Source organism: Ruegeria sp. ABV4_181, from assembly GCF_056158465.1.
On the sequence record NZ_JBSWTI010000002.1, the window covers coordinates 3,042,521 to 3,055,103 of the forward strand.

12 protein-coding genes and 1 pseudogene are annotated in these 12,583 nt (G+C 58.4%); 8 read left to right on the forward strand and 5 right to left on the reverse strand.

From position 1 onward, the window contains the following. Positions 1-129: 129 nt before the first annotated feature. Positions 130-1,254 carry a porin gene (locus ACXAC3_RS15110; RefSeq protein WP_475161792.1) on the reverse strand — a complete coding sequence of 375 codons (1,125 nt, stop codon included), beginning with the start codon at positions 1,252-1,254 and terminating at the stop codon, positions 130-132. A gap of 304 nt (positions 1,255-1,558) precedes the next feature. Further along, complete coding sequence (locus tag ACXAC3_RS15115) at positions 1,559-3,295, reverse strand: NAD(P)H-hydrate dehydratase (protein WP_475161796.1); 1,737 nt, start codon at positions 3,293-3,295, stop codon at positions 1,559-1,561. 169 nt (positions 3,296-3,464) lie between these two features. On the opposite strand from ACXAC3_RS15115, the gene ACXAC3_RS15120 reads away from it, so the two are divergent. The 6 genes and pseudogenes from ACXAC3_RS15120 (at position 3,465) to ACXAC3_RS15145 (ending at position 7,953) form a co-directional block, all read left to right on the forward strand. Then, the gene (locus tag ACXAC3_RS15120) at positions 3,465-3,803 is read left to right on the forward strand and encodes a P-II family nitrogen regulator (RefSeq protein WP_475161798.1); all 339 of its coding nucleotides are present in this window, start codon (positions 3,465-3,467) and stop codon (positions 3,801-3,803) included. A gap of 32 nt (positions 3,804-3,835) precedes the next feature. After that, on the forward strand, positions 3,836-5,242 hold the full coding sequence (gene glnA, locus ACXAC3_RS15125; protein WP_475161801.1) for a type I glutamate--ammonia ligase: 1,407 nt from the start codon (positions 3,836-3,838) through the stop codon (positions 5,240-5,242). A 99-nt stretch (positions 5,243-5,341) separates the two neighbouring features. After that, positions 5,342-5,986 (forward strand): MSMEG_1061 family FMN-dependent PPOX-type flavoprotein, encoded by a 645-nt coding sequence (locus ACXAC3_RS15130; protein ID WP_475161803.1) that lies wholly within the window; start codon positions 5,342-5,344, stop codon positions 5,984-5,986. Positions 5,987-6,054: 68 nt separating this feature from the next. Continuing rightward, positions 6,055-6,843: pseudogene (locus tag ACXAC3_RS15135) on the forward strand (lytic murein transglycosylase). 198 nt (positions 6,844-7,041) lie between these two features. Then, positions 7,042-7,302, forward strand: a complete 261-nt coding sequence (locus ACXAC3_RS15140) for a hypothetical protein (protein ID WP_475161806.1) — start codon at positions 7,042-7,044, stop codon at positions 7,300-7,302. 9 nt (positions 7,303-7,311) lie between these two features. Next, positions 7,312-7,953, forward strand: coding sequence for a hypothetical protein (locus tag ACXAC3_RS15145; RefSeq protein ID WP_475161808.1), 642 nt, complete (start codon positions 7,312-7,314; stop codon positions 7,951-7,953). Between the two features lie 37 nt (positions 7,954-7,990). On the opposite strand, the gene ACXAC3_RS15150 is transcribed toward ACXAC3_RS15145, so the two are convergent. Continuing rightward, complete coding sequence (locus ACXAC3_RS15150) at positions 7,991-8,734, reverse strand: heme-dependent oxidative N-demethylase family protein (RefSeq protein WP_475161812.1); 744 nt, start codon at positions 8,732-8,734, stop codon at positions 7,991-7,993. A 121-nt stretch (positions 8,735-8,855) separates the two neighbouring features. On the opposite strand from ACXAC3_RS15150, the gene dddP reads away from it, so the two are divergent. After that, positions 8,856-10,199, forward strand: a complete 1,344-nt coding sequence (gene dddP / locus ACXAC3_RS15155; protein WP_475161816.1) for a dimethylsulfonioproprionate lyase DddP — start codon at positions 8,856-8,858, stop codon at positions 10,197-10,199. A gap of 4 nt (positions 10,200-10,203) precedes the next feature. Here dddP and ACXAC3_RS15160 read toward each other — a convergent pair whose 3' ends face one another. After that, on the reverse strand, positions 10,204-10,398 hold the full coding sequence (locus ACXAC3_RS15160; RefSeq protein ID WP_475161819.1) for a hypothetical protein: 195 nt from the start codon (positions 10,396-10,398) through the stop codon (positions 10,204-10,206). A gap of 244 nt (positions 10,399-10,642) precedes the next feature. Between ACXAC3_RS15160 and ACXAC3_RS15165 the strand changes: the two genes are divergently transcribed. After that, positions 10,643-11,857, forward strand: coding sequence for a bifunctional alpha/beta hydrolase/OsmC family protein (locus tag ACXAC3_RS15165; protein WP_475161824.1), 1,215 nt, complete (start codon positions 10,643-10,645; stop codon positions 11,855-11,857). Between the two features lie 92 nt (positions 11,858-11,949). Here ACXAC3_RS15165 and ACXAC3_RS15170 read toward each other — a convergent pair whose 3' ends face one another. After that, a complete protein-coding gene (locus tag ACXAC3_RS15170) occupies positions 11,950-12,537 on the reverse strand; it encodes a biotin transporter BioY (RefSeq protein WP_475161827.1) in 588 nt (195 codons plus the stop codon). Positions 12,538-12,583: the final 46 nt, after the last annotated feature.

A 12,583-nucleotide genomic window follows, 5' to 3' on the forward strand; every position in this document is an offset into this window, starting at 1 on the left:
GCCTTCTATTTGCCCTGCCGTCCGCGTGCAAGGGGGCAAAGCCGGGATCGGTCTTGTTTTGCCGCCGAATTGAACAAAAAAGCGCCCCGGACAAGGCCGGGACGCCGTTTGCCTTGCGACCGCGCCGGATCAGAATTTCCAGCGCGCGCCCAGTACCCAGGCCTCGTTTTCGTCGAAATCAACCGTATCGTCGAAATCATGGTTGCGATATTTCAAATAGGCATCGGTGTTGATGCTGTCGATCCGCTGGACGACCGCGATGCCCCAAGACTTGGTGCTGGAGCCGTCGTTTTCGAAATCCGAACCATCGAAATAGTCGATACCCACGCCGGTTTTGCCCCACGAAACCCAGTCATCCTCATAGGCGACTTTCGCGTACCAGTAGTCGGGATCGGTCGCCCCAGTTGCGGTGTCGTCGCGCGACCCCAGCGCTGTGGTAAAGCTGAACCCGCTGGGCAACAGAACGGATGCAGACCCGATAGTATCCTTTCTTTCCCCCGACTGACCATCGAAGTCGCGCACGGCGTAAGCGACACTTGCAGCAAATTCCACACCACCGGCAAAGGTGTTTTTGTAAAACACGCCAATGTCGTAATAGGTATCGTCATCGCTGCTGGACAGGATGTTCTTGCCATAAGCCAGCCCGGCCGAGAATCCGTTGAAATCCGGTGTATCATAACGGATGCGCCCCCGGCGGGAGCCATCAAAGTTGCTGCTGCTGTCTCCGACGGTAATGGTGCTCAGAACACCATCGGTCCCCCGGTAAAAGAAGCTCGAGTTTTCGTCATTGGTAAATGAATACAGCGCGGTTCCCACATAGGACAGGTCGGTTTCAGCCGCCCCATCGGACACCATGCTTCCCTGTCCGGCCGAGAATTTGCCATAGTCCCCCTTCAGCGCAAAGTCGACATGGCGGATATCCGTACGCGTCCACCCGCTGAAATCCGTGCCCAGCTGGTTCCATTCGGTCGAATTCGGCAGGCCCAGCGCCGTTTCGAAACGGAAGGTGAACTCGTTGGTGCCAAAGGGCTGCAACAGACGCAGCCCCACCCGGCTGTTCGACAGATCGTTGTCCAGCACCCGTGTATCCGTATCCTGCCCGTCATCGACCGAGATCAGCGCCGGGTGCAACTGTCCATAAAGCAACACGTAGCCGCCGCTGTTGTTTTCGTATTTCAGTTCGGCCACAGCAGGGATTGCTGTCGTCGCGGCGAAAGCCGCGGCCAACGAACACAGTTTTAGTTTCTGGGTCATTTCACTCACCATGAAAAATTCCGGTTTCTGATACTGCCCTTTTGCGCACCGGGCACTGAGATTTCCGCGGCAATCGCCAATCGTTTCAGGGACAAAATCCAGGCAATCAGGTCACGAAAATCCGGTTTTATTTCCTATTCTTATCAATTTGTTATCCGCGAGTCCCTCGCAGCCGGAGGCATACTCCAAACAAAGTCTGACGCTCGGCTTCGCGTCTGGCAAACACTCGCTTTGGCTGGCTGGTGGCGCCATAGGCCATTTGTCGCCGACATGACAGATCGTCGGCCAAATCCCGCTCAACCAATCAAATATTCAGTTCTTTAAGAACCTTAGGCAATTGCTCGGGCAAATCCTCGGCGATCAGGCCCGGCCCGAATGAACGCGCGCATTCCACGTGCAGCCACGCCGCCGTTTCCGCCGCCTGCATCGGTTCGAACCCGCGGGCCAGCAAACCGGTGATGAACCCGGCCAGCACATCGCCCGATCCTGCGGTTGCCAGCCACGGAGCGGCGCGTTCGTAGAAAGCCGCGTTGATCGAACATCGCCCATCCGGGGCAGCGATTAGCGTATCCGGCCCTTTGAACAACACCACACACCCTGCCCTTCTTGCAGCCTCTCGAGTGGCGTCCACCTTAGAGTAAGCCGGGCCTTTGGTTGGTATTGCCGCCAGCTTCTCGGCAATATCCGGGAACAGCCGCGAAAACTCTCCTCCATGGGGCGTCAGAACACAGTTTTCGTGGAGTTGAGAGAATAACGCGGCCGGATCATCCCCAAACGCCGTCAGCGCGTCGGCGTCCAGAACCGTTGCACGTCGGGCCGTAAGGGCAGCAGGCACCAGTTCCCGCGCGCGATCTATGCCCAATCCCGGACCAAGACAAAGAGCGTTCAGCCGCTCATCCTTCAGCAAGTCTGTCAAGCCATCCGCGCCCTCAACCCGCTGCAACATGATCGCGGTCACCTGTGCCGCGATCTCCATCTGGGCCGCCGGAGGCGCCGCCAAGGTCACCAACCCCGCCCCTATGCGCAAAGCCCCCCGCGCCGCCAGCCGCGCGGCCCCGGTTTTCGTGGTACCGCCGGAGAGGATGAGGGCATGGCCGTGGGTGAACTTGTGATGCTGTTTGTATTTGGGCAAGAGATAGAGTGGCAACCCACCCCATGTTCGCTCATCCTTCACGCGACCCGGTGTCTCGGCAAGGGTCAGGAATGCAGGGCGGCTTCCCCTGCGAGAAGCCGTTGGGCCACATGTGAAGGCACTGTCATACGGTTCACCGTTAAAGCGGCAACGCTGCATGGAAATACCGATGTCCTTCACAACAAGCTTGCCACACAAATCCGGCCCTTGTGCCAGAAAATGCCCGGGCTTTGGGCTGTCGAAACACACGGTCAACCACGCAAAACGTTCATGCAAAGCTCGTGCGCCGCCCGCACGTACAACCTTGTTCCGCATCTCAGCAGGAACACTTTCCAGCAACTCGGGAGTCCATAAATTCAATGGCTCTTGATGCAGCACCCGCCCGCTGTCCAAACACAAGCCGGATGGCGCGTCAATGCTGACCATACGGTCGACGTAATGGTCCCCGTTCACACCAGAAAGATGCCGAACGACTTTAAACAGCTCACCATCCAAACCACGTTTTAGTCCCGTCCCGAACAGAGCGTCAACGTAAAGGTCGGCAGAACCACCCTTGCGCAAGTCCTGTTCCGTCAGCGATAAAACCTCCCCCAAACCCAGCCACCAATCGTAATTCACCCGCGCATCCGGCGGTAGCTTTTCCGGATCGCCATACAGAAAAACTTCGACCTCCCAACTCTGATCACGCAACATGCGCGCTAAAACAAAGCCATCGCCGCCATTGTTCCCCGGCCCGCACAAAATCACAGCCCGGCCGGGCGATTTCGCCAGTTCCGGCCATTCTTCAAAAATCGCCTCGACAACGCCCCGCCCGGCCCGCTCCATCAGTTCCAGCCCGGTTACCTCACCAAACTCAATCGCAGCCAATTCGATGGCCCGCATCTGCGCCGCTGTCAGCAATTCCGTCATCTCAAATCCTTTGACGATTTAATTTCGCTTACTTTTTGTGCAAATTGACCAAAATTTCACCCACCGCCTGAATTCTAAGCGCCCGGGCGGGGGCAATTCCGCAATCACATTGCCGACTGATCTTAGACGTGGTCACTGCCATCCTGACAAGAGGTATAGGGAGCCCGGGATGAAGAAGATCGAAGCGATCATCAAACCGTTCAAACTGGACGAAGTGAAAGAGGCGCTGCAGGACGTGGGCGTTCAGGGCCTCAGCGTGATCGAGGTCAAGGGTTTTGGCCGCCAGAAAGGTCACACCGAACTGTATCGCGGCGCGGAATACGTGGTCGACTTTCTGCCCAAGGTAAAGGTCGAGGTCGTTCTGGACGACGATCAGGTCGATGCCGCCATCGACGCCATCGTTGCAGCCGCAAAGACCGACAAGATCGGCGACGGCAAGATCTTTGTGTCGCCCGTCGAACAAGCCATTCGCATCCGGACCGGCGAGACCGGCTCGGAAGCACTGTAATCGAACAATCTCAAATCAGAGGAATAGAGAGTATGAGCAAGGACGCAGTTCTTCAGCTGATCCGGGATGAAGACGCCGAATACGTCGACATCCGCTTTACCGACCCGCGCGGCAAGCTTCAGCATGTGACCATCATGTCCGATCAGGTTGATGAGGACTTCCTGGAAGAAGGCTTCATGTTCGACGGTTCGTCCATCGCCGGCTGGAAGTCGATCGAAGCATCGGACATGAAACTGATGCCCGACACCGACAGCGCCTATGTCGATCCGTTCTACGCGGAAAAGACGATTTGCCTGCACTGCTCGGTCGTGGAACCCGACACCGGTGAAGCCTATGAGCGTGACCCGCGCGGCACCGCCCAGAAAGCCGAAGCATACCTGAAATCCTCGGGTATTGGTGACGTTGCCTATATGGGTCCCGAGGCTGAATTTTTTCTGTTCGACGACGTCCGTTTTTCGAACAGCATCAATAAGGTATCCTACGAAGTTGATGCAACCGACGCGTCGTGGAACACCGACACCGAATACGAGATGGGCAACATGGGCCACCGTCCCGGCGTCAAGGGCGGCTACTTCCCGGTAAACCCCGTTGACGAAGCGCAGGACCTGCGTTCGGAAATGCTGTCGACCATGAAGCGACTGGGCATGAAAGTGGACAAGCACCACCACGAGGTTGCTTCGTGCCAGCACGAGCTGGGCCTGATCTTCGACAGCCTGACCAAACAGGCCGACGAGTTGCAGAAATACAAATACGTCATCCACAACGTTGCACATGCCTACGGCAAGTCGGCTACTTTCATGCCGAAGCCCATCGCAGGCGACAACGGCACCGGCATGCACGTGAACATGTCGATCTGGAAAGACGGCAAGCCGCTGTTCGCGGGCGACAAATATGCCGATCTGTCGGACGAAGCGCTGTGGTTCATCGGTGGTGTTCTGAAGCACGCCAAGACCCTGAACGCTTTCACCAACCCGTCGACCAACAGCTACAAGCGCCTGATCCCGGGCTTTGAGGCTCCAGTTCTGCGCGCCTATTCGGCCCGCAACCGTTCGGGTTGTGTCCGTATTCCGTGGACCGAAAGCCCGAAGGCCAAGCGCGTCGAGGCCCGTTTCCCCGATCCGGCCGCCAACCCCTACCTGGCCTTTGCCGCCCTGCTGATGGCCGGCCTGGACGGCATCAAGAACAAGATCGATCCGGGCGAAGCCATGGACAAGAACCTCTACGACCTGCCCGCCGAGGAACTGGCCGGTATCGAGACCGTCTGCGGTTCGCTGCGTGAGGCTCTGGAAGCTCTGGCGGCCGATCACGACTTCCTGCTGCAGGGCGACGTGTTCACCAAAGACCAGATCGACGGCTATATCGCGCTGAAGATGGAAGAGGTCGAAACCTACGAGCACACGCCGCACCCGGTTGAATACGGCATGTATTACAGCTGCTGATCCGGCACAGGGTTACATCAGCAAGGGCGTCCGGTCGGGCGCCCTTGTTTCATCTGGTACGATCTTTCACACTTGGACCACACGGTTAGGAGAGATCGCATGTCGTCTGACGCCCAATTCCCGCAGTTCTCAAACTACGTGACATCGGCTGAGGATTTGGAACGCATAACCGGCGCGCCCCTGCCCCAGATCATCGCCAAGGAACTGACGGCGCTGGATCAGATGTGCCGCGACTTTATCGACAAGTCTACGTTCTGCCTGATCGCTTCGGCCAATCCGACCGGGTATCTTGATATCTCGCCACGCGGCGATCCTGAGGGGTTCGTTCAGGTAATCTCGAACAGGTTGATCGCCATTCCAGACAGAACCGGCAACAAGCGTGTGGATACGTTTCACAACGTTTTGCAGGACCCGCGCGTCAGTGTGATCTTCTTTGTTCCCGGCAAGATGGAAACGCTGCGTATCCGCGGAACGGCCCGCATTTGCGCCGATCCCGACTTGTTGCAGGGTATGGCGGTCAACGACCATCCGCCCAAACTGGCCCTTTTGATCCATGTCGACACGGCATTTGCCCATTGCCCGAAATGCGTCATCCGAGCCCATCTGTGGCAGCCGGAAAACTGGCCAGATTCCTCTGATCTGCCAAACATGAACGCGATGATGGTGAAACACGCAAAGATCAACAAAACCCCCGACGAATGGTTTGAAAGCCTGAAAGGCACCGGAGAACTGGACCTGTACTAAACCCCTTTTCGGAATTCCGATGGCAGCGTAGCCTGAGGGATAATTGCTTTTCATATTGGATTACACTCATGCTCCGTTTTGTCCTGGCCCTTTCTCTTGCTCTGCCGACCTTCGCAGCCGCGGCACCCTGCGGCAATACAAGCGCGGGGTTCGAGGCCTGGAAACAGGATTTCGCCAAACAGGCCCGCCGCGCAGGGGTAAAAAAGAAAGGGTTGCAGGCGCTGGCGCAGACTCAATACGCAACGCGCACGATTGCCGCCGACCGCAATCAGAAAAGTTTCAGATATTCTCTGGACAAATTCATGCAGGTGCGTGGCGCAGATACGATTGTTGCGCAGGGGCGCAAGCGCAAGGCCCGCAACCCGCAGTTCTATGCCGCGCTGGAGCGCCAGTATGGCGTGCCCGCCGGTGTCCTGATTGCCATCCACGGAATGGAAACCGGGTTTGGCAATTTCATGGGTGACAGCCAGGTTGTTTCCGCAATCACAACACTGGCCTACGATTGTCGCCGATCCGAGTTCTTTATCCCCCACGCGATCGGGGCGCTGAAACTGGTTGATCAAGGCAGCATTACGACGGCCACAAAAGGGGCGAAACATGGCGAACTTGGGCACACGCAATTCCTGCCCGGAAACGCCATCACCTACGGGGTCGATGCCACCGGCGACGGCAGGGTGGATTTCTACAACATGACGGACTCGCTGACCTCAACTGCCAATTTTCTACGCAAAAAGGGGTGGAAACCGGGGCGGGGTTATCAGCCGGGGCAGCCGAATTTCGCCGTGATTTAACAGTGGAATGCCGCCTCGGTCTATCAGCAATCCATCGCCATAATGGCGGCCCGAATTGACGGTTGAGACCGGCGCGGAACCTAATCTGACCCACCCTAATCCGGCCACATTGTTGCCACAGACATTAATCAGCCCTCAAAATGCCTTGGTTTCCATAGCGTAATCAATCCAGTGGATTTTTGATTTTTTTCCATTTTTGCCAAAATCTGCCCCATATCGTTTGTTAAATTGTTTCCTAATCAGGATGCGACGAAGGACAGGGCAGTGACTCCCAAGCACAGCTATCATGGTGGTCTGCAATTCAACGGCGAGACCGAAGGCTCGATCGAACGGTTCAGCAAGATCGTTGCGATGACCCTGCAGGACTATGGCCATCTGGTTGAACGCAAGACCGTGCTCAGCACGACCGAGGCCAGCATCGTGTCCAGCCAATACCTCGTGCGTCTTACACTGGACACCCGTGTGGCCGAAAACGAGGACCGGTTCGAACGCATGAACCGGGCGGCCGGATTGAAGACGATTTAAAAGCCTCTGGTGACTGTGCCGAAGAACCGGCTGACGATCACGGTCTCTCCGGTGTCGACGCTGCTGGACGACAGCGAAATCTCCGAGCTGATGCTGGTGGTGATCCTGTATCGGATGGTCGATATCTGCGCGACACAACGCGTTGAATGGCTGTCCCCTAACACCGTCCTGACCATTGAGCAATTCATGAGCGCTTTTGACACACTGACCCCGACCAAACAGAGGGACAGAAAACAAATATTCGAGGCAGTGTCCGGCCCGTTCGCAGGCATGGATATCCCAACAGAAGAAGATCAGGATGAGGCACAAAAACAGGCGCTGAAACCAGCAGCCCGGCCGATCCAGTTGTCGGATGAGCAGTTGCTCAGCATCGCTTTTCGGACAGACCCAATCGAGCAGCCTACGGATGGGGACGACACACGCCCCCTCGACCATGAACGACCCAGTGACATTCTGCGACTGACCAGTTGGGGATTGACGGGCGCCGTGGCCAGTGTGTCGGTTCCCATCGCGGCCTCCATGGCCGCCGTGAACCTGATCAGGGGTGAAGATTTTCGCCTTAATACTCAGGTGCTTGCCTATACTGTCGCAATCTCCGCTCTCAGCACAAGCGGTGCATTCGCCGGTGTCGCCAACGCGTTGGGCATGTAACACGACAACACAAAGACCCTCCTTGGAGGCCCCGCCGTCAGGCGGGGTTTTCCATTTTGGGCAGGCTGTCGGCTTTGACGACATATGTATGGATCGAAAAGATCACGGCCTGAGTCCGCGGCAGACGTAATAGCGTCTGGCGTTCGGTACGCAGGAAATTAGCCGCCCCCCGGTCTCTGACATCGCGTGGTTCGCTGGCGCTGCGCGGCTGATAGAGTTCTGCATCCTCGTACCATAACGCGTTGAACCGCCACAGCGGGCGACCGGGCTGTATTCCGTTGAAAAGGCGTTGAACCCGGCGTGCTATGTCCCTGTCATAACTGGCGACTGGCCCATGAATGTCGACCAGCGGGCGCATGAACTTTTCGGAAAGGCGCCAACTGGCGGGAAAGCACAGGACTGCGCCTGTCAGCACGTGTTCATCCCCGTGTTTTTGCAGGATGCAGATATCCTCCTGCACCAGCCTGCACAGCGTATCCATCGGGCGAGCGCGGTCGATGCAGACCTCCTGCCCGTCCGGGCGGGTCACGTGCGCGCCATATCCCGGATAGGCATGGTGCAGGACCAGATCCAGCACCTCCTGCGCTGCCGGTCCCGCGCTTTGATCCAGCGCCAGCACATCGGCACGGCGTTCAGCCAGCAATTCCTCGCGGCGCTGCATCTGCGCGGCGAATGCATCGTCGCGGTGCAGCCACGTTTCCATGCTGGCGGGCTGGATGCCGGGCAAGGGACGGGGTTTCAGCGGATCGTAGGGGATCGAATTCTGCAGTATGGTCGTCATGAATCCGACCTATCACCTGTGCGTTTCCTTGTCGGTCAAAAAGCGACGAAAAGGCCGTCGCAAACATTTAAGACGCCATCCAAATGATTCTCCACGCTAAAAACAGGCAGGGAGGCCCAAGATGAACCAGCACTACCGCGACAGTCGCAAGATCGACCCGACCAAAGGCGCGACACTTGGGGACGGCACACCCAACGACATGGACCGCATCGAAATCGGCCCGACACAGCTCGCGTTCTCGGAATGGGAAACGGCCGGTCTGACCCTGCCAAACCTGGCGCAGATGCGCGAATACAGATGGAAACGCCTGACCAAAGCGATTGTCGATCGCGGTTATGGCGGTCTTTTGATGTTCGACCCGCTCAACATCCGGTACGCCACCGACAGCACCAACATGCAGTTGTGGAACACGCACAATCCGTTCCGCGCTCTGTTGCTGTGCGCCGACGGGTATATGGTGATCTGGGACTACAAGAACTCTCCGTTCCTGTCGACGTTCAACCCGCTGGTGCGCGAACAGCGATCCGGGGCGGACCTGTTCTATTTCGATCGGGGCGACAAGGTGGATGTGGCCGCTGACGTGTTCTCGAACGAGGTGCGGGTGTTGATCGACGCGCATGGTGGCGGAAACAGGCGTCTTGCCGTCGATAAGATCATGCTGCACGGCCTGCGCGCGCTCGAAGCACAGGGCTTTGAGATCATGGAAGGCGAAGAGGTCACCGAAAAGGCCCGCGCGGTGAAGGGGTCGGACGAGATATTGGCCATGCGCTGCGCCAGCCATGCCTGCGAAACCGCAGTGGCCGAGATGGAGAGGTTTGCACGTGCCAATGTCGGCGACGGAAAGACGTCCGAGGATGATATCTGGGCCGTGCTGCATGCCGAAAACATCCGGCGCGGGGGCGAGTGGATCGAAACCCGGCTGCTGACGTCGGGACAGCGCACCAATCCGTGGTTTCAGGAATGCGGCCCCCGGATCACCCAGAAGAATGAGATCATTGCCTTTGATACAGACCTGATCGGTTCTTACGGTATTTGCGTCGACATTTCCCGGACGTGGTGGATCGGCGACGAAAAGCCTCGCCCCGACATGGTCTATGCCATGCAGCATGCGCATGAACACATCATGACCAATATGGAGATGCTGAAGCCCGGTGTGATGATCCCCGAACTGACCGCAAACTGCCATCGGCTGGACGACAAGTTTCAGGCTCAGAAATACGGCTGCCTGATGCACGGTGTCGGGCTATGTGATGAATGGCCGCTGGTCGCCTATCCGGACAAGGCCGTGCCGGGCGCCTACGACTATCCGCTGGAGCCCGGCATGGTGCTGTGTGTCGAAGCGGCAGTCGGCGAGGTCGGCGGTGATTTCTCGATCAAACTGGAAGACCAGGTTCTGATTACCGAGGACGGGTTCGAAAACCTCACCACCTACCCGTTCGACCCGCAACTCATGGGGCTGAACTGACGCATCAGTTCGGCCACGTCGACCGCCGGACATTGCCGTGCCAGTCTTCGGTCATGGTCTCAGTTGCTGCGGGTGCCGGCGCAGCGGTTACCGGCCAGTTCTGACCGATCGAAAATCCGATGAATCCGGTAAGGGCGATGATCACCAAAAGATCCGAACGAAGAGCGGCGCCACGCGGCGCGGATGCGGTATGTGCCATTTGAGCCTCCTTGGCTGATTTGCTTTCACAGGCACAACATGAGGATGCGGGAAGCTTTATTGAAACGAATATTTGATCGAACTTGCATCACAAAAATTGAACAATACAAATTCGCGCCTATCGCAAGCGCTCGACGCGGGCTCCTATCCGTCCGTCACCTTCCCGTGACGCTTCTTACATAAGGGTTGAGCCACCAGCCGCTTGCACACAGTATTGGTCCCATCCCGATATGTAAGGACCTGATATGCCCACCGAACGCATTACCTTTGCCGGTCACGACGGCAACCAATTGGCTGCGCGCCTGGATCTGCCCGAAGGACCGGTGCTGGCAACCGCATTGTTTGCGCATTGCTTTACCTGTTCCAAGGACATTCCCGCCGCGCGCCGGATTGCGGCGCGTCTTGCTGCGATGGGCATCGCCGTTCTGCGTTTTGATTTTACGGGGCTGGGCCATTCGGGCGGCGAGTTTGCCAACACGACCTTCTCCTCGAACGTCGAAGACCTGATCGCGGCTTCGCACTTTCTGGCCGGGCGCAACATGGCCCCGGCCCTGCTGATCGGCCACTCACTGGGCGGTGCCGCCGTACTGAGGGCGCGTGCCGGCATTCCTAGCGTCAAGGCTGTCGTTACGCTTGGCGCGCCTGCCGATCCCGGGCATGTGGCCCATCACTTTGAAGACGCCCTGCCGCAGATCCAACAGGACGGATCGGCCGAGGTGACACTGGGCGGGCGTCCCTTTCGCATTGGCCGGGCATTCGTGGATGATATCTCCGAGGCTGCACTGACCCCGGCGATTGCCGATCTGAAAGCCGCGCTGCTGATCCTGCATGCGCCGCGGGACGATACCGTGAGCATCGACAATGCCAGTTCGATCTTTCTGGCCGCCAAACACCCCAAGAGCTTTGTGACGCTCGACGATGCCGACCACCTGATCACCCGTGCAACCGATGCGGATTACGCCGCCGACGTTATCGCGGCATGGGTCACGAAATATGTCGCCCTCTGCCCGCCTGCACCACCCCCAGGCGCGCCCGAAGGAGTGGTTCGCGTGACCGAGGCTGATCCGGCCGGTTTCCTGCAGGATATTCAGTCAGGGCCGCGGCACCACGCCGTTGCGGATGAACCCGCCTCTTATGGTGGCAGCGACCGCGGCATGTCACCTTACGGGTTCGTGTCATCCGGGCTGGGCGCGTGCACCTCGATGACAATCCGGATGTATGCGCGGCGCAAGCGGTGGCCGCTGACGGGCATTTCCGTCGATGTATGCCACGACAAGGTTCATGCGCAGGACGCCGGACTGGCCGGGGACGGCAAGGTCGACCAATTCCGGCGCAAGATCCGCCTGGAAGGACCGCTGGATCAGGAACAGCGCGCCCGGCTACTGGAGATCGCCGACAAATGCCCGGTGCACAGAACCCTCGAAGGGTCCGCCCGCATCACGACCGAACTGCTGACCTGACCCCGCGCATACCGCGTCATCCGCGAAGGCCACAAAAAACCCGCGCGTGGACGTGTCCGCGCGCGGGTTTGTCTGTTTAGGTTGGCCGGAAATCAGGTGCGGGCGTTGCCCACCAGTTTCCACAGGCCGGGGATCAGCAGCGCGGCCAGCGCCAGTTTGATCGCATCACCCAGCAGGAACGGTGTCAGACCCCATTCCAGGATCGGCTTGTCCCAGCCATAAAGCTGACCCAGCCACAGCAGGCCGGGAACGTAGATCAGGACGTTTGCCAGAACCAGCGCCAAAGCCAGTTTGCCGACCGAGCGATCCCAGCCGCGCGCCGCCAGCGCGCCCAGCAGAACGGTTGCCAGCAGATAACCGACCAGATAGCCGCCGGTGCCACCCATCATATAGGTCAGACCGAATTTCTCGGCCGACGACCCGGCGAACACGTCAAAGCCCAGCGCGCCAACCAGCAGATAGCCCAGCATGGTGACCAGACCCAGACGCGCGCCATAGGCGGTGCCGATGGTCAGAACGGCAAATGTGCCCATGGTAATCGGAACCGGCCACATCGGCACTTTGATTTTCGCGGCGATTGCCAGCGCAACGATGCCCAGCGCAACCAGAACCACCTGCTTGACGCGCAGCGCCGTTCCCTCACGCGGGCCAATCGCGTTGGCCAGAACGTTTGCATTCATCTTCACTTCTCCCAATTCGGACCGAGATTCTGGGACAGCAATGCCC